Raw genomic sequence first — 20,469 nt, 5'->3', positions numbered from 1 at the left:
TTCAGTCTTCGCCAAAACCGTCGAAAACCAGCCCGGTCAATTTCTCTAATGCCGCGTCCGCATTTTCGCCCTCGACAATAATCTCGATGCTATCACCTTTTGCAGCGCCGAGCATCATCAGACCCATTATCGATGTACCGGTTACCTCGGACCCGTCTTTGGCGACTTTCACGATCAATCCGTCCGGAAGCTTGCTGACATAGGTTACAAACTTGGCGCTGGCCCGCGCATGCAAGCCCCGATTGTTAGTGATTTCCACCAATTTACGATGCTCGCTCATGCGTCGCTTCCCAATATTTCGGATGCAACGCTGATATATTTTTTACCCGCCTCTTTTGCTGCTGTCACAGCGTCGTCAATGTTCATTTTTTTACGCGCACCATCCAGGCGGATCAGCATCGGCAAATTAACACCTGCGATCACTTCCACCTTGCCTTTGTCGAGCAATGAGATTGCAAGATTTGATGGCGTTCCGCCAAATAAATCTGTCAGAATGATTACGCCGTGGCCATCATCTACTTTCGCTATGGAACTGGCGATCTGTTCGCGTTTTTCTTCCATGTCATCACGAGGCCCGATGCAAACAGCCGCAATTGACTTTTGTGGACCGACAACATGCTCCATAGCGATGACAAATTCGGTCGCCAACTGTCCGTGGGTAACGAGAACCAAGCCGATCATTACAGTCAAATTCCCTTGTTCTCGTCAATTTTAGATGCCGAATTTTGAGACATAGATTCCAAAGCGTCCATTGGTCGTGATGTCAGATTTCGATGTGAAACCGTGGGCGAAAATCGAGCTTTACGCAAGTTTTTGCTGAGTGTTTCTGCGACATGTACTGATCTGTGACGACCACCGGTACAACCAATACCAATATTGACATAAGCTTTTCCGGCTGCCTGATATTTTGGCAGTAAAAACTTAAGCAAGTCTTCAATCTTGGTCAGGGCTTCGTGATAGGAAGGGTCCTTGGCAATATACTCCGCGACTGGCGCATCGAGACCGGTCATCAATTTCAATTCTGGTTCCCAAAACGGGTTGGCGAGAAACCGCACGTCAAACAGCAGGTCGATATTATTCGGTAATCCCCTGGAGAAGCCGAAACTGGTGATGGTGACGGTTGTCGTACCGGAGCCTTCCAATTCAAATTGCTGTCTGACTTCTTTTTCCAAAGCATTTGCAGACAGACCGGTTGTATCAATCACATGATCCGCCCACCGACGAAATGGTTCGAGTTGAGACCGCTCCATTGCAATGCCTTCAGCCGCTGGACGGTCCTGAGCCAGCGGGTGACGGCGCCGAGTCTCGGCATATCGCCTTTCGATTTCACCGCCTGCACAATCCAAAAACAATGTGGAAATGAGAAAATTTTCGCTTTCCTGAAGCTTCTTTATCCTGCCTATCAGCGTATCAGGATTAAAGCCGCGGGTCCGGCTATCGAAGCCTAGTGCCAATGGCGGATCATTATTTTCCCGGGAACTGGAGGGCGGGGTCTTGAGCAATCTTTCGACCAGCCGGAGCGGAAAATTGTCTATCGTCTCCCAACCAACATCTTCCAGTGTTTTTATCGCAGTCGACTTTCCCGCACCGGATAATCCGGTCACCAACAACACCCTTTTTGCGCTTTGGGAAACCATAGTCATCCTTTTAGACGCGGAAGGTAGCGAATTGCCATCTCTACTTTGATCGGTGCGCTGGGTTCCATCGGATTAATGACTATGGTTGGCAAGGTATAGCCCAGCAAATCTGAGGTCGGGCTATCCATAGGGAATCGCTCTGCCGATTTTTTTAGTTGAACAATTATTCGCAACGGGACGTCAGACACATAATCAAGTTTGATGATTCCGATTGATGCCACTTCAATTTTGCCAGCGATCGTCGGAGGCGGGGATATATTTATTTTATCTTCGCCAGGAGTGAGAACACAATAGTCGTCGCTGATCAGAACGGCCCCGCGATCAATTAGCCTCAAAGCAAGATCAGATTTGCCAGACCCCGATTTACCCCTGATCATGATCCCATGACCATGGATGGCAACGCTCGTCGCATGGACTTTCTGGCTTTCAATTTGTGTCATAAAATTGGCGATGTTGACGCTGAGGGCAGTTTGATTTCAAACAGGGCTCCGGGGTCCCCATTAGGTTTGTCTTTGACGCATATCGTGCCTTCATGACCTTCTATAATCGTTTTTGCGATAGCCAGGCCCAGGCCGCTATGCCTGCCAAAGACTTCTCCCGCAGGGCGATCCGAATGAAACCGGTTGAAAATGTTTTCGCGGTGTTCGGATGCTACTCCGGGTCCCTGGTCGCAAATATGAATGACAACCTCATCGTCATCTGGTGTCGCTAGTATTTCGATTAGTCCATCGTCGGGTGAAAATGAGACTGCGTTATCGAGGATGTTGCTAAAAACCCGCTCTAATCTGCCATCATCACCCATGACCATAGCGACACCTCTCGCTGGTCTGGCAAATGCAATTTTGACGCCCGCATTGGTGTCCCGCTGTTCTCTAGCTGCCAGCAGCTGGTCAAGCATTTGACCTATATCGACAGGCTCGAACCTGGTTCGGGCTAATTCTGCATCGACCCGGGATGCTTCGGAAATATCATTGATCAGCCGGTCGATCCGGCGCACGTCATCGCTGGCGACTTCAAGTAGCTGGTTTTGCAATTCTGGCTGCTTGACGGTTTGCAAACCTTCCAGCGCTGATCGAAGGGAAGCCAGCGGGTTTTTGATTTCGTGGCTGACATCGGCGGCAAATGCCTCGGTCGCATCAATCCGGTGACGCAATGCGCCGCTCATATCGGCCAATGCGCGAGCCAATTGACCGATTTCGTCTTTCCGGTCCGGCATTCTGGGTATCGAAATTTCCGGTTCCCGTCCCAATCTCACGCGAACAGCTGCGCGTGCCAGTCGCCGGATGGGGCGAACGATGGTGCGGGCTAGGAACAAGGAAAGGAGGATAGAAACTAGCGCTGCCAATAGCATTACTATTATGACACTGCCGCGCTCTGCACGAACAATGCGTGTTATGTCGCGCGGGTTCAACGTCAAGAGTATCTGGTTGTTGGTACCCGCCTGAACAGTTCCGGCAATTAACATAGGGGTGCGATCGGGGGCATATTTGACGCTGCTCGCAGTTTTGCCAGTACTTGCAGCAGTTTTGAGTTCTTGCCAAGATCCGGTTTGGTCATTTTCCGGTTCCTGATAGTCCGAAATAGGCTTGCTTAAAACAACATATTCAATGGCCTTATCGAGAGCGCGCGCGGCATCCTTCCTCCAGGGCTGGGTTTCAGGATCGATAAGTTCGTATGTTGGATCTGACAGTTCGAAACTGTCACTCAGTTTTTCACCGTTCGGGCTATATATCCGTATCCGCGCGCTCAGCCTGTTCGCAAATCGTTCGATAAGCACAGAGTGATAATCCGGCGATGAATGAACCAGGGCGTCGCCGATCAACTCGGTTTGCACTTCTGCCTGTTCTAATCTTTCTTCCGTCAGTCTGCTGCGATAGTTATCCAGATAGAACAGGCTGCCAGCGAGCAGGGCAATGGTCAGTATGTTCACCGCCAGTATCCGGCTTGTCAAAGACAAACGTGCCGACCAGCGCAGAGTTAGGTCCGTGCCCAATTCTGGTGGACGACTGTTATTCGGTGTAGCGATAACCGGCTCCATAGAGCGTATCAATGGCGTCAAATTCCGGATCAACTTCGCGGAACTTCCGGCGCAGGCGTTTTATGTGACTATCGATCGTACGATCATCGACATAGACGTCGTCCTGATACGCTGCGTCCATCAGCAGATTGCGGCTTTTGACAACGCCGGGACGAGTGGCCAGCGTTTCCAGTATCATAAACTCTGTGACCGTAAGCGTCACATTCTGGCCATCCCACTTCACCAGATGGCGCGGCGGATCCATTTCAAGCTTGCCTCTAACCAGAGGTTCCGAAATTTCTTCCATGTCTCCGTTATCGGAAGACTTCATGAGTTCAGCGCGGCGCAAAATTGATTTGACTCGGGCAATTAGAAGTCGCTGTGAGAAAGGCTTTTTTATGTAATCATCAGCGCCCATCGCAAGACCTAGGGCCTCATCTAGTTCCTCGTCCTTGGATGTAAGGAATATAACCGGCACGTTGCTTTTTTCCCGAACCCGGCGAAGCAACTCCAGACCGTCCATTTTGGGCATTTTTATATCGAAAATTCCCAAGTCAGGCGGGTTGTCCAAAATCGCCTGCAGTGCTGCCTCACTATCGGAATATACCCGAGTCACAAAACCTTCTGCCTGCATCGCGATTGATACGGACGTCAGGATATTTCGATCGTCATCGACCAGGGCGATATTCGCTGCCATAAATTTCCGTTCAACCTCTGCGACTTTTGGAAATATGATCTAACCCTTGCGTCGCGGGCTTACAAGAACGGAATAATCTGATGATATTTTTGAAAAAGAGCCGGATTTGCAGCAATATTGGTCCAAATCATGTATAGTGGGTCCCAAGATATTTGACCGACTCGATATGGTGCGATAAGCGCCATCACAATTCTATAACACTGCACCGCAGATCACCATTTTCAAGCATTAGGGATTAGTTTTGCCACAGAAGTCAGCCGTTTCATTGAACGATCAGGGTTTTACGACAAGTGCCGAGCAGCACTGGAATTTGGGAACGGAGGCTTTGGTTGAAGCCGCTGTATCGCGCGGTGAGGGACATCTCGCCAAGGATGGTCCTCTGGTGGTCGAGACAGGCGCGCATACCGGCCGTTCCGCAAATGACAAGTTCATCGTCCGCGATTCTGAAACAGAGGATAGTGTCTGGTGGGGCAAGACCAACAAAGGCATGACGCCCGAGCATTTTGCTGCGTTGAAAGCCGATTTTCTTGCTGCTCTTGCCGAAAAAGAAACATTGTTTGTGCAAGATCTTTTTGGCGGTTCGCAACCTGAGCACCGTGTGAACGTGCGGGTTATCAATGAAAAAGCGTGGCATAACCTTTTTATCCGGACGATGCTGGTGCGCCCGGCGGCAGAAGAACTCGGTTCATTTGTGCCTGAATATACGATTATTGATCTGCCAAGCTTCCAGGCCGACCCTGAGCGCCATGGCACGCGTAGCGGAACAGTTGTCGTGGTGAACTTGAGTGAAAAGCTCATTCTCATTGGCGGTACGGCTTATGCAGGTGAGATGAAGAAATCCGTATTTGGATTGCTCAATTATCTTCTGCCACTCGATTCGGTTATGCCGATGCATTGTTCAGCCAACATCGGCCCTGAAGGTGATACAGCGGTATTCTTCGGTCTTTCCGGCACCGGAAAAACAACCCTTTCTGCCGATGCCAGCCGCACGTTGATTGGTGATGATGAACATGGGTGGTCTGATACTGCGGTGTTTAACTTCGAAGGCGGTTGCTACGCAAAAATGATCCGTCTTTCGGAAGAAGCAGAGCCAGAAATTTATGCGACAACCCGTCGTTTCGGTACGGTTCTGGAAAATGTCGTGATGGACCCGGATACCCGGGAACTTGATCTTGATGACAACAGCAAGGCAGAAAATACCCGCGGCGCTTATCCGATCGACTTTATCCCCAACACATCTGAAAAGAATATGGGGCCGGTTCCCAAGAACATCATTATGTTGACGGCCGATGCTTTTGGTGTTTTGCCTCCGATATCGCGGCTCACGCCCGAGCAAGCGATGTATCACTTCCTTTCTGGTTATACCGCGAAGGTCGCCGGTACGGAAATTGGCGTTACGGAACCGGAAGCGACCTTCTCAACATGTTTTGGCGCGCCATTCATGCCACGCCACCCTTCAGTTTACGGGAATCTGCTGAAAGAGCGTATCGCCAAGGGTGGTGTGCGTTGCTGGCTAGTTAATACTGGTTGGACAGGTGGTAAATATGGCGAAGGCAATCGCATGCCGATCAAAGCCACGCGCGCTCTGCTCAACGCAGCGCTTGATGGCAGCCTGAACGACGGCGCATTCCGTACAGACGACAATTTTGGTTTTGAAGTGCCGGTTGCGGTGCCAGGTGTAGACAGCGCCATACTGGATCCGCGTTCAACATGGTCGGACCCGGCAGCTTATGATGAAACCGCACAGAAACTGGTGAAATTATTCATCGATAATTTTGAGCAGTTTGCCGAGCATGTCGATCAAAACGTTCGTGAGGCTGCGCCAACTGCAGCATAGCGGGAATATTAATGCGCCGGCAGAGAATGTCGGCGCAGTTCTCCGATCTAGACAATAATTTCCACAGATAGATGTTTGCTATCCCCGCTGGGTTGAAATCTAATTGTTTCGTCAACGTCGAGCCCGCTCGTTTCGATAGCGTTGTCTATAGGGCCATTTGTAGCCAAATCATGGGCTATCCGAACCAACCTTTTGATGGATTCGTTTTCCGGAAAATCAGGCGGTGCTTGAAAAACCACTTCCTGACCGCAAAAATAATCAAGGCCTGTGGTGTGAAGTGCGCCATCGCTGGACTTGTTGACCGCAACCTGGATCAGCGCTGGAACTGGACCGCCTGCGATATAGTCATTTGCTGCTTCCACAAAAAATCCGAAGTCAATATTATGCCGGGCAGGCAACCATGAAACATGGGTGGCATTCACAATATCGCCCGTCAATATGGCAAGCTTCAAAAGCGCACGATTTATAGTAGCAACATGCTTGCCACTCTTGATGTTTTCCCCAAGAGCAATGCCAATGGCAGACGAATCGGATACCGGTTTTTTGCAAAAGCTATTGGCGAGCGTATCAATTTCGAAACCCTTGTTCAGTTCTGCTGGCGCGTACCTCGACAATAAAAAGGACATGCCATCCAGAATGACTTCACATTGCTCAGACGCATTGTTTGCTTGCGGAGCATAAGTGGCCTGACCTTCACTCTTCAGTTGCTTTACAAGACTGGAGATTCGAAAATGAGTAGAAAGCTTTGCAACAACGAGAAGGGGTTGGTCATATTGCATCAACGGTTGCCTTTGCGCGTGTCGCTCAGTTAGATGTTCACAATAAATTTATGTTATGAACCTGATATGTTCTATACAATTGCAGTTATTCGATCAATCTTCAGTTTGGTCTAAAATGGACATAACCAATGAAACGGAAGCGACCAAGCCCGAATCATGACGGCTGAATAAGCTGAGTGCAAATAATGCATTTGATAAATAGTGTTTTTACACCGACGAAGATCGCGTAAGCCGTGATGCGATAAGGGAAAGGAGCAGTGTAAAGTATAAAATGTCTGATCTGGTTTTATCTATCCTGATGCTGGCCGGTGCCGCCCTGCTGGCTGGTGGCATCTACATTTTGCGCAAAGGCAATAACAAGCAACAAGGCTTGCTTATGTTAGCAGCGTCGCTCGTCATGTTCGGCAATGTTGCGATCTGGTCTATTCCGCTACCAGAGGGGGATAAAACGCCCGATACTAAAGCCACGGAATAGCGCTATTTTATCGGTGAATCCGGCGCGAGTCTCATGTTCAGATAATTATCCACCGAGCCCATCAGAAGCTCCATTTCATTTTCGTAAAAATGATTGGCCCGCGGAATTTCATCATGGTGAATGGTGATATGCTTTTGTGTGCGGAGTTTGTCGACCAACTTTTGCACTGCGCTCGGGGTTACTACCTCGTCATTCACACCTTGAATAATGATGCCCGATGAAGGGCAGGGCGCTAGGAAGTTGAAATCATACATATTGGCCGGCGGGGATACCGAGATGAAGCCGCGCACTTCGGGACGTCGCATCAATAGCTGCATACCGATCCATGCACCAAAGCTATAGCCGGCAATCCAGGTGGTCTGTGCTTCAGGATGGAAGCTCTGCACCCAATCCAGAGCAGCAGCGGCATCCGACAATTCCCCGATGCCATTGTCAAAAGTGCCTTGCGAGCGACCGACACCGCGAAAATTGAACCGCAATGTGGCGAAGCCGCGTTTCACAAAAGTTTTATACATCGCTTGCGTGATCCGGTCATTCATCGTGCCGCCTGCTTGCGGATGTGGGTGAAGGATCATGGCGACAGGAGCGCGGTCGCGTGGTGGAGGGCTAAACCGGCCTTCCAGGCGACCTTCAGGACCGGTAAAAATTACATCTGGCATAGGTTTTTCAATTCTGTAACGTGTTTTCTGATCGAAAGACTGCAAAAGTGCGAATTGCTTTTGCGCTGATTGAAGCGCCTATATAAGGAGAGTTGATAATATCGCAACTCAATCCCGCACCATCTGGGCAGTCATCGAAAGTTTTCGCTAGCAACATGCAAGATCAGAAACGTATTTATCTCGATTATGCCGCTACTACACCCATGCTGGACGCTGCAAAACAAGCTTGCCGCGAGGGTTTTGAACATTGGGCTAATCCGTCATCTCCACATGCCGATGGCCGCGCAGCGCAATCAATGCTGGAAAATGCCCGGAGCCGTTTTAAAGCCGCACTGGGTTGGGACGGTGATGTGATTTTCACGAGCGGAGCCAGCGAGGCCATTGCAATCGCACTGCAGCACTCAAGGCCTCCCGTTCAGCTTATTTCTACTGTTGAGCATGATGTGGTTCTGCGGTTCGGCAAATCCGCAAAGCCGCTTCCTGTCGATCTTAACGGGATGGTCGTGCCGATGAACCTCAATCATGTTCTGAAGGGCGTCGAAGGGCCTGCGCTGGTGGCTATCCAATCAGTGAACAACGAAACAGGTGTGATGCAGGATCTGGCATCGCTCGCCAAAGTTACCAAAGACCGCAGCGCCTATTTGCTAGCAGACTGCTCGCAATCTGCTGGTAAAATGCCGCTACCTGATGTGGATATGATTGTCGTCGCGGCGCATAAATTTGGTGGCCCTCCTGGCGTTGGGGCTTTGTTGATCAAGGATTTGAAATTGCTCGATGCACGCGGCGGTCAGGAACAAGGCTATCGTTCAGGTACCCAAAATCTGCCCTATATCATGGGAATGGTGGCCGCGCTGGAAGCGCCGTCCAATTGGGCAGGCCGGGCGACGGAACTGCGCCAGCATCTGGATGATGCGATCAAGAAGGAAGGCGGCACCGTGATCGCTGACAACGCGCCGCGCATTGCGACGATCGCCAGCTATCATATGCCGGGCGTTGCCGCGAATACGCAGTTGATAAAATTCGATATGGCCGGTTTTTCGGTGTCGGCAGGCAGCGCCTGTTCCTCTGGTACGCTGAAACCCAGCCATGTTCTGGAGGCGATGGGGATTGACGGAGCTATAGCCAAAGAAGTGATCCGTGTCAGCATAGGACGCGATACCACGCGCACGCACGTTTATGCGTTTATCGACCAGTGGAAGTCGATCTTTGCCGAAGCGCGGCGCGCTTAACTTAAGCGATGACAGAACCGATTTACCTCGATAATCAGGCAACAACGCCACTGGCACCAGAGGTATTTGAGGCAATGGTGCCGTGGCTCCGCGATAACTTCGGTAATCCCCATAGTCCGCATATTCTTGGGAGAAAGTCTGCTGCTGCAGTCGAAGTAGCACGACAGCAGGTTTGTGCGCTACTGCCCAATGATGGAGAAATGATATTTACCGGTAGCGCAACGGAGGCGATCAATCTCGGTTTTGGCGCGGTGAAGGCTTTTCTGTCGGAGGGTCGCAATAAGATTGTCGTTTTGGTGAGTGAACATGCAGCTGTGAGAGACACGGCGCTGTCCTATCAGGCGCAGGGTTTTGAGGTGATACTGCATCCGGTCGGCAGTGATGGCCTTGTTTCGATGGAACAGATGGAAGCCACAATCGACCAAAAAACTGCGCTCGTTGCTGCCATGCTGGTCAACAACGAAATTGGTGTCATTCAGCCGGTTGGAGCCATAACCGATATCGCTCACAAAGCCGGCGCGCTTATGTTTTGCGATGCTGTGCAAGGCTATGGACGTGTCGCGATTCCGACAAATATTGATATGATCGCGCTCTCCGGGCACAAGATTTACGGACCAAAGGGCATTGGCGCACTTTGGGTGAAAAATGGTCTGAAGGTGCCAACATTGATCCACGGCGGTGGGCAGGAGCGTGGCGTGCGCTCAGGAACATTGTCTCCGGCTTTGTGTGTGGGGCTTGGGAAGGCGACTGAGCTTTGCGCTGACCGCTGGGATGCGGACGCGATGTCTATCGCCAATCTCGCTAAAAGCGCCCGCGAAAAATTTGCCAATTGGACGGTGAACGGGTCTCAGGATCAGCGCTATCCAGGCAATCTCAATATCCGCCGTGATGGACTGGACGTTGCGCGGCTTATGTCTGATGTGCGCGGGGTCGCCTTTTCTGCAGGGTCCGCCTGCGCCAGTGGATCGGGCAGGCCCAGCCACGTTCTGGCAGCGCTCGGTTTGCAACCGGCGGAAATCAAATCATCAATCCGCTTGGGCTTTGGTCGATATACAACAGTGGAAGAAATCGAACAGGCGGCCTCACTGATAAATCGGGCAGCGGAGGAGCAGCTATGAGCGAGATCGCAGTTAATTTTGTAAGTGCAGATGGCCAGCGAACTGTGACCGCCAAAGCCACAGAGGGTGAATGCTTGCTGACCGTAGCGCAAATCCACGATCAACCGCTGGAAGGCACTTGCGAAGGACAGATGGCTTGTTCCACTTGCCACGTCATTGTCGACGCGAGGGATTTCGATAAATTACCGGAGGCGACCGAGATGGAAGAAGACATGCTAGACTTGGCAGCCGGTGCGCGGCGCACGAGCCGGTTGGCGTGTCAGATTACCCTCACGGAGGCGCTGGATGGATTGACGGTGCGGATACCGGCCGAAAGCCGAAATATGCAGGGATTGTAACAAACTATGCTGGATCGTCGGAATTTCATTAGAGCTATGGGCTTGGCTGCGGCTGCAACGGTATCATTGCCGTTAAGGGCCGCAGAAAAGCCGACTGTATTCAAATATCAGGATAGCGCCGCAAGGCGTGCAATTGAAGCACTTGAAAAAAGTACGGGCGGTAGATTGGGCGTTGCTCTCACGCGGAAAAATGGCGAGATTGATTTTGCTTATCGCGGCGACGAACGCTTTGCGATGTGTTCGACATTCAAACTGCCACTTGCGTGGGCTGTGCTTGAAGCAGGCCAGAAAGGTCTGCTAGATCTCAAAGCCCCGATTGCGCTTACGGAAAATGACCTCGTGCCTTATGCGCCATTTGTTGAGGAGCGGCTGCGAGACGGCGGTGAAACAAATTTGCATGAACTGATCGAAGCGGCAGTAATAACAAGCGATAATGCCGCAGCAAATTTGGCTCTCGAGGCAATCGGCGGGCCGGAAGCCCTGACGCGCTATTTTCGCTCACAAGGTGATACAATCACGAGGCTCGACAGGATTGAGCCTGATCTCAACGAAAACCGAATTGGTGATGTAAGGGATACCACAAGTCCAGCAGCATTCTCGCAACTTATTCATGAAATCATGATAAAAAACCCCTGTTGCAGCAGTAAAACTATCGTTTACGAATGGATGGCTCGCAGCCAAACAGGGCTGGCGCGGATTCGACTGGGTATCCCTTATGGATGGCCGGTGGGAAATAAGACCGGGACCGCGCCAGATGGTCTGGCCTACAACGATGTGGCAATATTCTGGCCTTCGTTTGCTGGTTACGATGGCGATGACCCACGGATATTATCGATTTTTATGGATCGTCCGACTGCTCCTGCGGCGGAAGTCGAGCGCAGGATCGCCGAAGTCGCGAAGATTGCTGCATGGATTGCGGCACGGAAATATGACACTTGAAACTGAACGCAAAGCTGGCCATATGCGACGCGGGAGTCGGGTGGACGTAGTGTTCGCCAACCCGGTCAGATCCGGAAGGAAGCAGCCGTAACGATTTTTCTGCGGGTCGCCCGGCTCCTACTTGATAAAATTTACACAGCTTTTGGGCTTTGGGCGTGATGAGGCGCTTTAAGCCTTCGACAATTTTGTGCCTTGCGCCTAAACTGGTCCTCCATGTCCGATTCATCTGATATTTTTGCAGCCAGCGACGTCGAAGCGCCGGAGCAACCGGCACCCGGTTCCGCGCAACCTTATCGCGTATTGGCGCGGAAATACCGGCCTTCCAGCTTTGACGAGTTGATTGGGCAGGACGCGATGGTGCAGACGCTAGGCAATGCCATTAAACGCGACCGGCTCGCCCATGCATTCCTGATGACCGGCGTCCGCGGGGTCGGGAAAACAACGACCGCGCGCCTTATCGCCAAAGCGCTCAACTGCATTGGCGAAGACGGGCAGGGCGGACCGACCATCAATCCGTGCGGCAAATGCGAACCTTGCCGATCAATTGCCGAAGGCAGTTTTATTGATGTCATCGAGATGGATGCCGCTAGCCATACCGGAGTTGATGACGTTCGCGAAATTATCGAAGCCGTGCGCTATTCCTCGGTTTCCGCGCGTTACAAGATCTACATTATAGACGAAGTCCACATGCTGTCGAAAAACGCGTTCAACGCACTGTTGAAAACGCTGGAGGAACCGCCTAGCCATGTGAAATTCATATTCGCGACGACTGAAGTGAACAAAGTGCCGATCACGGTGCTGTCCCGCTGCCAACGCTTTGATTTGAAGCGGATTACCCCGGAGCTGCTGGCCGAAAATTTTCGCATGATATGTGAAAAGGAAGGCGTTGAAGCCGACGACGATGCTCTCAATCTGATTGCGCAAGCGGCCGAAGGATCTGCGCGCGATGGCCAGTCGATTTTGGATCAGGCCATTGCTCATGCCGATATGGACGGCGGCGGCAGGATCAAAGCCACACAAATCCGGGAAATGCTGGGCCTGTCGGATCGCAGCGCCGTGCGCCGTTTATTTGGCCATTTGCTGGCTGGCGATTCGACTGCATTGCTAGATGCCATTGGCGAGCATTATAAAATCGGGGTGGAGCCGCTTTCCTTGATGAATGGCTTGTTGTCGCTTTCGCATCAAGTGACGCTCTACAAAGTCGGTCGCGCCAATGATCCGACGTTGTCCGAAGAGGCTAAAGCCCAGCTCGCACAATGGTCGGAAGAACTTTCTTATCCAGTTCTCCACAGGCTATGGCAGCTTCTTCTCAAAGGTTATGAAGAGGTGCAACAGGCACATCTTCCACGCGAGGCTTGCGATATGGCATTGCTGCGCGTGCTTTGTGCGGCAGAAATGCCTGATCCCGGCACACTAACGAAGATGCTGAGTGACGCGCAATCAACTGCCTCGCCCGCGACACAGAAAACAGTTCCTGAATCGGCGCAATCATCAGAGCCTGTCGCTGCGAAAACGCTGGAAGTCGCTAATGATATTCCGCAGAACGCTTCCGATAGCCGGTTGCCGAAGACTTTTGATGAGGCGGTCGAGTTGATCGGTGGTGTCGATGCGAAACTTGAAGGTTTTCTTAGGAGCTACATGCGGTTGATCGAATTTAGTCCTCCCAAGATTATATTCGAAAAATCAGCGTCGTTGCGGGCTGATGATATTAAGACAATGGCTGGATTGTTGCAGAATATAACCGGAGTGCAATGGCAGATTGCCGAAGGGGTTGGCGAAGCGAACCCAAGTATTTCCGAACAAATTCAGCTGGATAAAGAGGCCGAGCGCCAGGCCATTCTCGATACCCCGTTGGTCAAAGCGGCGATGAAGGCCTTTCCGGATGCCGAATTGCTGGATGAAGTGACAGACGATAATTTACCAGAATCAAGGAGCTCATAGTCATGAAATCAATGGAAGAAATGATGAAAGCCGCGCAAGAAGCGGCGCAAACCGTTCAGACACAGATGGAAGAGGCGCAGAAAAAGCTCGACAGTCTAGAAGTGGAAGGCAAATCTGGCGGTGGACTGGTTTCTGTTAAAGCCACTGCCAAGGGCCGGATACTGGGGGTTAGCATTGATGACAGTCTCATAAAAGCAGAAGAAAAGGGCATTTTGGAAGATCTGGTCGCCGCAGCGTTTAACGATGCGCGGGACAAAGCCGATGCGTTGAGCAACCAAGAAATGAGCAAGATGACGAGCGGTATGCAGTTACCCCCAGGTTTTAAACTCCCTTTTTAGGCGTTTGCGGGCTTTTGTCGCTTCTTGCTTGAAGTGATGTTGGAAGGCACCATATATCTGGCACAAGCGCGCGATTGATTACTGCGACCGCGCAACGTTTTGGAGTATCCATGTCACAACCTAAATCCGTTTCTACCCCTGAAACCAAAGCTCTGCCGCTTCTTCCGTTGCGCGATATTGTGGTGTTTCCCAATATGATTGTGCCGTTGTTTGTCGGCCGTGACAAATCCGTTGTGGCGCTGGAAAAAGCGATGGATTCAAACAAGGAAATTTTCCTTGTCGCGCAGCTTGATCCGGCAGAGGATGATCCTGGCCGCGATCAGCTATATGATCTTGGCGTTGTGGCGACGGTATTACAGCTTTTGAAATTGCCAGATGGCACTGTGCGGGTGCTGGTAGAAGGCAAGCAACGTGCAAGCCATATCGCACTGGATGATCAGGCTGACGGTTATGTGCTGGCCCAAATTGAATTGATGAACGAGGGTACGGCTGAAGGTCCAGAGGTCGCGGCGTTGATGCGCTCGGTTGTCGACCAGTTTGAGAATTATTCCAAACTGAACAAGAAAATGCCGGCTGAAACTGTTGTGCAGCTTGGCGAAATCGAGAATGTCTCCAAACTTGCTGATGCAGTTGCCGCGAATATAAATGTGAAGGTGGCCGATAAACAGAGTCTTCTGATCGAGAGTGATCCGATGAAGCGTCTTGAAATGGTGTTTGCGTTCATGGAAGGCGAACTTGGCGTTCTCCAGGTTGAAAAGAAGATTCGTGGCCGCGTTAAGCGCCAGATGGAGAAAACCCAGCGCGAATATTATCTCAATGAGCAGATGAAAGCTATCCAGCGTGAATTGGGCGATGAAGATGGCGAGGGCGATGAGCTCTCCGCGCTTGGCAAGAAGATTGAAGAGACAAAGCTCTCCAAGGAAGCCAAAACCAAGGCTGGAACCGAATTTAAAAAGCTCAAGGGCATGCAACCGATGTCGGCCGAGGCGACGGTAGTGCGCAATTACCTTGATGTCCTGCTCGGCCTGCCGTGGGGCAAAAAATCGCGACTGAAAAAAGATATCAAGCAAGCCGAGAAAATTCTCGATGACGATCATTTCGCGCTCGAAAAGGTGAAAGAGCGCATCGTGGAATATCTCGCTGTCCAGGCGCGCACGAATAAACTCAAAGGCCCGATTTTGTGCCTTGTGGGTCCTCCCGGCGTTGGCAAAACGTCGCTAGGACGTTCCATTGCTCGCGCAACAGGTCGCGAATTTGTACGCCAGTCTCTAGGTGGTGTCCGTGATGAGGCCGAAATACGTGGCCATCGCCGGACGTATATCGGATCGCTCCCCGGCAAGATTGTATCCAATCTTAAAAAAGCGGGCACATCTAATCCATTGTTCTTGCTGGATGAGATCGACAAGCTGGGTCAGGATTTCCGCGGCGATCCTGCCTCCGCGCTACTTGAAGTGCTTGATCCAGAACAAAATGATAAATTCCAGGATCACTATCTGGAAATCGATATTGATCTGTCGGACATCATGTTTGTGACCACGGCAAACTCGCTCAATCTTCCGCAGCCGCTGTTGGACAGGATGGAAATCATCCGTCTCGAAGGGTATACTGAGGACGAAAAGGTGGAGATCGCCAAGCGTCATTTGCTCGAGAAGCAGATTGAAGCACATGGTCTGAAAGACGGAGAATTTGCGTTGCACGACGATGCACTGCGCGATCTCATCCGCTACTATACCCGCGAAGCTGGTGTTCGCACACTGGAACGGGAAATTGCCAAGTTAGCCCGTAAGGCACTGCGCCGGATACTGGAAGGCGAATATAAAAGTATAGAAATCACCACGGACAATCTTTCGGAATATGCTGGCGTACGCAAGTTTCGGCACGGCGTCGGTGAGGAAGTAAATCAGGTGGGTGCGGTCACTGGACTGGCTTGGACAGAAGTTGGCGGCGAATTGCTGACGATTGAGTCGGTGACAGTTTCCGGAAAAGGCCAGATCAGGACAACCGGCAAGCTCGGCGATGTCATGCAGGAATCCGTTCAGGCAGCTTTGTCATTCGTTAAAGCGCGCGCACCTTCCTACGGGATCAAGCCCAGCCTGTTTGCTCGCAAGGATATTCATATTCACTTGCCCGAGGGCGCTGTGCCAAAAGACGGTCCATCTGCCGGTGTTGGTATCGTCACCGCAATTGTTTCTACGTTGACGGGAATTGCTGTGCGCCGTGATGTTGCAATGACCGGAGAGGTCACTCTTCGCGGTCGTGTTTTGCCCATCGGCGGACTGAAAGAAAAATTACTGGCCGCCCTGCGGGGAGGCATTACGACAGTGCTTATTCCAGCGGAAAATGAGAAAGATCTGGTCGAGATACCTGAGAATATAACGTCCAATCTCAAGATTATTCCAGTGAGTCATGTTGACGAGGCTCTAGCAATAGCCCTTACGGAAAAGGTTGAGCCGATTGAATGGAGTGATGCTGACGAGCTTGCCAGCCATGCGACCGCGCCGGTTTCCGATGATGCCGGTTCGATAGCGCGCCACTAAAATTTGTTATTCTGCGAGTCGTGGCGACAGGCAGAGACGTTGCCTTTTTGACCTGAAAACTGGCAAAACAGGCAGGAGAATATTGAATCTGCATCGTTTTGAATGATTCAACGTAAAAATTACAACTTTGGCGCAGAAAATAGCGGTTTTCCTTTGACTCACATGGGTGTTTTGTACTTACTGCGGTCAGACAGAGTCGCGTCTAAAAATATCTTTAGTCTTTAGAGAAGGGGGGATACCCATAATGAATAAACAGGATCTTATCAGTAGTGTTGCAGACCACAGCGGCCTCAGCAAAAGCGATGCGGGCAAAGCCGTAGACGCAGTTTTTGATTCCATCACCAAAGCACTCAGCGGCGGCGGCGAAGTTCGCCTCGTTGGTTTCGGTACATTCTCAACATCAAAGCGTAAAGCTTCAACCGGCCGTAACCCACGTACAGGCGAGCCAATGCAGATTCCTGCATCCACACAGGCAAAATTCAAAGCCGGCAAAGGCTTGAAAGACGCCGTAAACAAATAAGCAATCCGGGGGCGCTCAATGCGTCCCCCTGTTGTTTTCGCGCTTTGTTCGAAAAATTCAGGCGGGTACCCATAAATGGGACCCGCCTTTTTCGTGGTTAAATCCGTTGGCTGCAGGTAGTTATGCCGGTCATTGGAGGGCTTTTCGCTGTCGCCTGGACTTTTTAATGAAACCATCCGGATCCCCGAACATCCACCATTCGGAACATTCCAGAACTCCATAACAGTTAAGATAAATGGAGCTAAGATGGCAGGCGCAGCACGCCTTTCATCGGCAATCACTCCAGTTTGCAATATTCACGGCAGACGATTTATTACTCGAAAGCGCTTCGCGCCGTCATCGTTCCTTTTCTGGAATATTGCATCTGTAAATCCGATTGTCGCGTTTAAAGTATCAGCTAGATTCGTGCTCAACTTGCTTCGAGACGCCTGACTTCAACGTTGATTTTGACATCGCAAATATTTGACGGCGTATTTCTGCAGGCGAGGCCTTTCAGACCCGGGAATCCGGCATCGTTGGCGAACAGGAAAAGACGACCTTTCTGTGGGGTCTTGATGATCGCAATGGCCCTCGTTTCTCCGTCATTATGCTTTATCGTTTCGAACTTGATCACTTTAATGGAAATATCGTCACCGACTCTTTCACTATTTGCTTCCAGAGATTGACTCGAGTAATCGCGAACGAGATAAAGCGGCTGAATCCATCTGGCCGGAACAATCCGGCGAAACGGAGTGCCAAACAGGAGTGACAAACGGTCGGCAAGCCCGCTAGTTTTCTTGGCGTCGGTATCGGAGAACAAATCCCAGACGCTCACTCCAAAAAGAGCAGAATCCCGATCCGACCGGCTCTGCCCAATTGCAACGAAGGCAATTTCATATGTTTCTTTTTCTTTGATAGTTATCCCGGTATCGTTGCAGGATTTATCCAAGATATATTTTCTATTTACCAACCCCTGTTCCGCAGCTTCGATTCCGCACAAACTGCCGTTCCGTTCCGCATATACCATCCAGCCTTGCACGCCGATACTGGCGGCAAGATAGGCGATCAGTCCAACCGCAGCCATTCCCAGAAAATTGGGTGTGAGGGACCATTTAAGAAATTGGAGGATGCGCTGGTAGGAGTAATTGTCGCGCAAGCGGTTTTTCATTTTCAGGTTTTGAGCAGGGTCGTCCAGCGCCGCCCACCACATTGTCCGAGAGCCATCTCGCAACAGGCGTTCCAGAAATCCGCCGGAGATGAGCAACGCCAATATGGTTACCAGCAAACCCAAAAAAACGACCGGTTGCTGTTCAAATTCAACCAGCCAATATTCGGCAAACCCCGGAAGGATCGGCGTGAACAGGTTGGCTGCCAGTCCCCCGACCCAGCGATCATCGACATTGTTAGGAGAACCCGACATTGATGCTGGCCAAAGCGGCATCGCTAGAAACAGTAAAGTCAGTGTAAGAGAAGCAAAATAGATACCTCTTCGCCACGAAACATGATCCCATATGCGTTCCTGTTCGACTGCGCGATCAGCAATTTTTTCACCGGAAAGCAAATGAGCAATTTTTTTGTCCAGATTATGTCTATCCTTGTTGTTTAGGATATTGAGTTTACCTTCAATATCAAATGTCCTGGGCAACCCGACTGGTGCATAATTGTCGGTTCCGGCGGCGATGCGTACCAATACAGTCGAATGAATGCTGCAATGCGTAAGCAGTCCACGATATTTCATTTTTGGGGCGCCGGCAGGATCCGATCTTGATGGAAATGTAACCAGCGGATCGCGGTGGGACAATGTGCGGCCGATCTTATCCCTGTCTCCCTCATGATGCATGAAGGCCGTTATCTTTCTGGGCTGATACCGATAATAGGCACCAATCCCCTGCCTGCTATTATGGATCGGGCCAAAAATATTAGCGCCCTTACGCAAACGCTCGACTTCGCTTGGCAGGAATTCAAGGCGATCGCCGATTTCGTCAATCATCCACATTAGTGAAACATAGCTTAGGCTCTCATCGGGATAACCGCCGCCAACATCAGCATGCATGCCGCAGAACCAAACCTGTTTTATTCGACCTCTTTTGAAGTTTTTGACCTTGTCGAATTCGATTTCCAGTTTCTCGCGTTCTGCACTTGCGAGGTTTTCATCTTCCAATTTTTTGATTAGCTTTCCGCTGTAAATACGCTGTTCCTCTTCATGAACTTCATCCCATACGAGCGGGCGGAAAGAGGCACGTTCGTCGTCGAGAGCGAGGGCATGGCGCGCCATTTTTACTTTTCCGGACAGCATGTAGTCGGTCATACTGAGCGGAGCCACCCAGCGGTCAATGCCACGAGTTATCTCCATAATAGGCCCACCATAGGCACCGACCGTATCCCAAACGCCAACAAAATCGATTTCGGCCATGTCTCGGCTGACCTCCTGCGGAAAAGGATCCAGAAGCCAAGCAAAGAACCGGGTGTTGACGTCACGCACGAAACGCATGGATTTGGTGATCCAAGGGAATGATCCAGGCACGTTAGCCCTTACAAATTCCCGATATGCGGCATTTGACAAACTGTTCAGATGACGCTCGTCCCGATATTCTGTTATCACTCCCTGATCTGCGATCAGCGCCGTCAATATCCGGACCGTATAAGCACCGCGACTGAAACCGAAAACAAAAATCTCGTCGCCCGGAGTGTAGTTGCGGCACAGGAATCGGTAAAGATGGATAACATTGCGGCGCAAGCCCAAACCGAATATCCCGCCCAGGATTGCTATCGGCTTAAATGATGAATTGCCGACACCATCACTGTAACTTCCGATTTGCATCGTATCGCCCGACGAAACATAGCCGAAGTCAATCGCCTGATAAATCCGCCAGACATTCGTCTTGAACAGTTTCGCGCTGCTGTTGCCAGTGCCATCGGAAAACAGGATTATCCTTTTTTTGATTGGCATCGGCGGCGGTTCGGACGCCGCCGTTTTTCGAGTATTTTCTTCAAGCATATTTGGCGGTGTGAAGGGGCAAATCCAAAGAAGAATGACAATCACGATAGGTACCAGCAAGGCGACCAGCAGCGTAGTCAGTCCGGATATCCAGAACTGGTAGCCCGTGTATAGCGAGAGTATGAAAAGACTGGCAGCGTAGATCTTGCGCCGAACCTTGACCGGCGGCATTGAGCGGCGAAGGGTTTCAGGCATCGCGTATCTCCAGCCTGACCAAATACTCGGCCACAATGACAGGGTATTGTTTCAGGCAACCGTTTTACACGCTACTCGCGGCTATTTTAGTTTCGGGCTATAGTAAAGCATTAATTGGTTCCATTCAAGCTCGTGGACTTCTCTAATTCACAGATCTTGGCTCATCGCGTAATAAATCGAGAATTTTGAACCGCAGAACCTTATTTAGTCTGGTGTTACTCAAATCCTCTTGGTGC

The 20,469-nt window shown here is 50.9% G+C and carries 19 protein-coding genes and 1 other RNA gene; 11 read left to right on the top strand and 9 right to left on the bottom strand.

All coding sequences use genetic code 11. From position 1 onward, the window contains the following. Position 1 precedes the first annotated feature (1 nt). The 6 genes from HF685_RS03205 to HF685_RS03180 are packed head-to-tail and all read right to left on the bottom strand — an operon-like array spanning position 2 to position 4,351. Complete coding sequence (locus HF685_RS03205; protein WP_168818275.1) at positions 2-280, bottom strand: HPr family phosphocarrier protein; 279 nt, start codon at positions 278-280, stop codon at positions 2-4. After that, positions 277-681 (bottom strand): PTS sugar transporter subunit IIA, encoded by a 405-nt coding sequence (locus HF685_RS03200; protein ID WP_168818274.1) that lies wholly within the window; start codon positions 679-681, stop codon positions 277-279. Before HF685_RS03200 ends, HF685_RS03205 begins: the two co-directional genes overlap by 4 nt. Before the next feature lie 5 nt (positions 682-686). Next, positions 687-1,637, bottom strand: coding sequence for an RNase adapter RapZ (gene rapZ / locus HF685_RS03195; RefSeq protein ID WP_168821162.1), 951 nt, complete (start codon positions 1,635-1,637; stop codon positions 687-689). A 2-nt stretch (positions 1,638-1,639) separates the two neighbouring features. Continuing rightward, complete coding sequence (locus tag HF685_RS03190) at positions 1,640-2,077, bottom strand: HPr kinase/phosphorylase (protein WP_168818273.1); 438 nt, start codon at positions 2,075-2,077, stop codon at positions 1,640-1,642. Next, positions 2,074-3,675, bottom strand: coding sequence for an ATP-binding protein (locus tag HF685_RS03185; protein WP_168821160.1), 1,602 nt, complete (start codon positions 3,673-3,675; stop codon positions 2,074-2,076). Before HF685_RS03185 ends, HF685_RS03190 begins: the two co-directional genes overlap by 4 nt. Beyond that, entirely contained in the window at positions 3,647-4,351 is a 705-nt protein-coding gene (locus HF685_RS03180; RefSeq protein ID WP_168818272.1) for a response regulator transcription factor, read from the bottom strand. The genes HF685_RS03185 and HF685_RS03180 overlap by 29 nt, the downstream gene beginning before the upstream one ends. A gap of 241 nt (positions 4,352-4,592) precedes the next feature. Between HF685_RS03180 and HF685_RS03175 the strand changes: the two genes are divergently transcribed. Continuing rightward, positions 4,593-6,188 carry a phosphoenolpyruvate carboxykinase gene (locus HF685_RS03175; protein ID WP_168818271.1) on the top strand — a complete coding sequence of 532 codons (1,596 nt, stop codon included), beginning with the start codon at positions 4,593-4,595 and terminating at the stop codon, positions 6,186-6,188. Between the two features lie 47 nt (positions 6,189-6,235). Here HF685_RS03175 and HF685_RS03170 read toward each other — a convergent pair whose 3' ends face one another. Beyond that, entirely contained in the window at positions 6,236-6,967 is a 732-nt protein-coding gene (locus tag HF685_RS03170; protein WP_168818270.1) for a hypothetical protein, read from the bottom strand. 271 nt (positions 6,968-7,238) lie between these two features. Between HF685_RS03170 and HF685_RS03165 the strand changes: the two genes are divergently transcribed. Then, on the top strand, positions 7,239-7,442 hold the full coding sequence (locus tag HF685_RS03165) for a hypothetical protein (protein ID WP_168818269.1): 204 nt from the start codon (positions 7,239-7,241) through the stop codon (positions 7,440-7,442). Between the two features lie 2 nt (positions 7,443-7,444). Here HF685_RS03165 and HF685_RS03160 read toward each other — a convergent pair whose 3' ends face one another. After that, positions 7,445-8,101 (bottom strand): alpha/beta hydrolase, encoded by a 657-nt coding sequence (locus HF685_RS03160; protein WP_168818268.1) that lies wholly within the window; start codon positions 8,099-8,101, stop codon positions 7,445-7,447. Between the two features lie 155 nt (positions 8,102-8,256). Here HF685_RS03160 and HF685_RS03155 point away from each other — a divergent pair, with 155 nt between their 5' ends. The 9 genes from HF685_RS03155 to HF685_RS03115 all read left to right on the top strand — a co-directional run bounded on the left by HF685_RS03155 (position 8,257) and on the right by HF685_RS03115 (position 17,061). After that, positions 8,257-9,330, top strand: coding sequence for a cysteine desulfurase family protein (locus HF685_RS03155; protein WP_168818267.1), 1,074 nt, complete (start codon positions 8,257-8,259; stop codon positions 9,328-9,330). Positions 9,331-9,338: 8 nt separating this feature from the next. Further along, positions 9,339-10,448, top strand: coding sequence for a cysteine desulfurase family protein (locus HF685_RS03150; RefSeq protein ID WP_168818266.1), 1,110 nt, complete (start codon positions 9,339-9,341; stop codon positions 10,446-10,448). Beyond that, a complete protein-coding gene (locus tag HF685_RS03145) occupies positions 10,445-10,786 on the top strand; it encodes a 2Fe-2S iron-sulfur cluster-binding protein (protein ID WP_168818265.1) in 342 nt (113 codons plus the stop codon). The genes HF685_RS03150 and HF685_RS03145 overlap by 4 nt, the downstream gene beginning before the upstream one ends. 6 nt (positions 10,787-10,792) lie before the next feature. Continuing rightward, a complete protein-coding gene (gene bla, locus HF685_RS03140; protein ID WP_168818264.1) occupies positions 10,793-11,725 on the top strand; it encodes a class A beta-lactamase in 933 nt (310 codons plus the stop codon). A gap of 29 nt (positions 11,726-11,754) precedes the next feature. Continuing rightward, positions 11,755-11,849, top strand: an RNA gene (ffs, locus tag HF685_RS03135) — signal recognition particle sRNA small type. 89 nt (positions 11,850-11,938) lie between these two features. Continuing rightward, entirely contained in the window at positions 11,939-13,666 is a 1,728-nt protein-coding gene (locus HF685_RS03130; RefSeq protein ID WP_168818263.1) for a DNA polymerase III subunit gamma/tau, read from the top strand. 2 nt (positions 13,667-13,668) lie between these two features. After that, positions 13,669-14,004 (top strand): YbaB/EbfC family nucleoid-associated protein, encoded by a 336-nt coding sequence (locus HF685_RS03125; protein ID WP_168818262.1) that lies wholly within the window; start codon positions 13,669-13,671, stop codon positions 14,002-14,004. 110 nt (positions 14,005-14,114) lie between these two features. After that, complete coding sequence (gene lon, locus HF685_RS03120) at positions 14,115-16,541, top strand: endopeptidase La (protein ID WP_168818261.1); 2,427 nt, start codon at positions 14,115-14,117, stop codon at positions 16,539-16,541. A 244-nt stretch (positions 16,542-16,785) separates the two neighbouring features. Further along, entirely contained in the window at positions 16,786-17,061 is a 276-nt protein-coding gene (locus tag HF685_RS03115; RefSeq protein ID WP_168818260.1) for an HU family DNA-binding protein, read from the top strand. Between the two features lie 409 nt (positions 17,062-17,470). Here the strand turns inward: HF685_RS03115 and HF685_RS03110 are convergent, their stop codons facing one another. Beyond that, positions 17,471-20,233 carry a DUF2235 domain-containing protein gene (locus HF685_RS03110; RefSeq protein WP_168818259.1) on the bottom strand — a complete coding sequence of 921 codons (2,763 nt, stop codon included), beginning with the start codon at positions 20,231-20,233 and terminating at the stop codon, positions 17,471-17,473. Positions 20,234-20,469 lie beyond the last annotated feature (236 nt).

This window comes from Parasphingorhabdus halotolerans (genome assembly GCF_012516475.1).
Taxonomy (GTDB): domain Bacteria; phylum Pseudomonadota; class Alphaproteobacteria; order Sphingomonadales; family Sphingomonadaceae; genus Parasphingorhabdus; species Parasphingorhabdus halotolerans.
Note: the sequence above shows the minus strand (reverse complement) of the source record. Positions and strands in the feature narration are given on the sequence as shown.

Excerpts from the sequence above, each read along its gene's own strand:
- HF685_RS03155 (WP_168818267.1), top strand. The coding sequence starts at position 8,257 with ATGCAAGATCAGAAACGTATTTATCTCGATTATGCCGCTACTACACCC.
- HF685_RS03125 (WP_168818262.1), top strand. The coding sequence starts at position 13,669 with ATGAAATCAATGGAAGAAATGATGAAAGCCGCGCAAGAAGCGGCGCAA.
- rapZ (WP_168821162.1), bottom strand. The coding sequence starts at position 1,637 with ATGGTTTCCCAAAGCGCAAAAAGGGTGTTGTTGGTGACCGGATTATCC.
- HF685_RS03170 (WP_168818270.1), bottom strand. The coding sequence starts at position 6,967 with ATGCAATATGACCAACCCCTTCTCGTTGTTGCAAAGCTTTCTACTCAT.
- HF685_RS03200 (WP_168818274.1), bottom strand. The coding sequence starts at position 681 with ATGATCGGCTTGGTTCTCGTTACCCACGGACAGTTGGCGACCGAATTT.
- HF685_RS03165 (WP_168818269.1), top strand. The coding sequence starts at position 7,239 with ATGTCTGATCTGGTTTTATCTATCCTGATGCTGGCCGGTGCCGCCCTG.
- HF685_RS03180 (WP_168818272.1), bottom strand. The coding sequence starts at position 4,351 with ATGGCAGCGAATATCGCCCTGGTCGATGACGATCGAAATATCCTGACG.
- HF685_RS03190 (WP_168818273.1), bottom strand. The coding sequence starts at position 2,077 with ATGACACAAATTGAAAGCCAGAAAGTCCATGCGACGAGCGTTGCCATC.
- HF685_RS03185 (WP_168821160.1), bottom strand. The coding sequence starts at position 3,675 with ATGGAGCCGGTTATCGCTACACCGAATAACAGTCGTCCACCAGAATTG.
- HF685_RS03205 (WP_168818275.1), bottom strand. The coding sequence starts at position 280 with ATGAGCGAGCATCGTAAATTGGTGGAAATCACTAACAATCGGGGCTTG.
- HF685_RS03130 (WP_168818263.1), top strand. The coding sequence starts at position 11,939 with ATGTCCGATTCATCTGATATTTTTGCAGCCAGCGACGTCGAAGCGCCG.
- lon (WP_168818261.1), top strand. The coding sequence starts at position 14,115 with ATGTCACAACCTAAATCCGTTTCTACCCCTGAAACCAAAGCTCTGCCG.
- HF685_RS03150 (WP_168818266.1), top strand. The coding sequence starts at position 9,339 with ATGACAGAACCGATTTACCTCGATAATCAGGCAACAACGCCACTGGCA.
- bla (WP_168818264.1), top strand. The coding sequence starts at position 10,793 with ATGCTGGATCGTCGGAATTTCATTAGAGCTATGGGCTTGGCTGCGGCT.
- HF685_RS03160 (WP_168818268.1), bottom strand. The coding sequence starts at position 8,101 with ATGCCAGATGTAATTTTTACCGGTCCTGAAGGTCGCCTGGAAGGCCGG.
- HF685_RS03110 (WP_168818259.1), bottom strand. The coding sequence starts at position 20,233 with ATGCCTGAAACCCTTCGCCGCTCAATGCCGCCGGTCAAGGTTCGGCGC.
- HF685_RS03115 (WP_168818260.1), top strand. The coding sequence starts at position 16,786 with ATGAATAAACAGGATCTTATCAGTAGTGTTGCAGACCACAGCGGCCTC.
- HF685_RS03145 (WP_168818265.1), top strand. The coding sequence starts at position 10,445 with ATGAGCGAGATCGCAGTTAATTTTGTAAGTGCAGATGGCCAGCGAACT.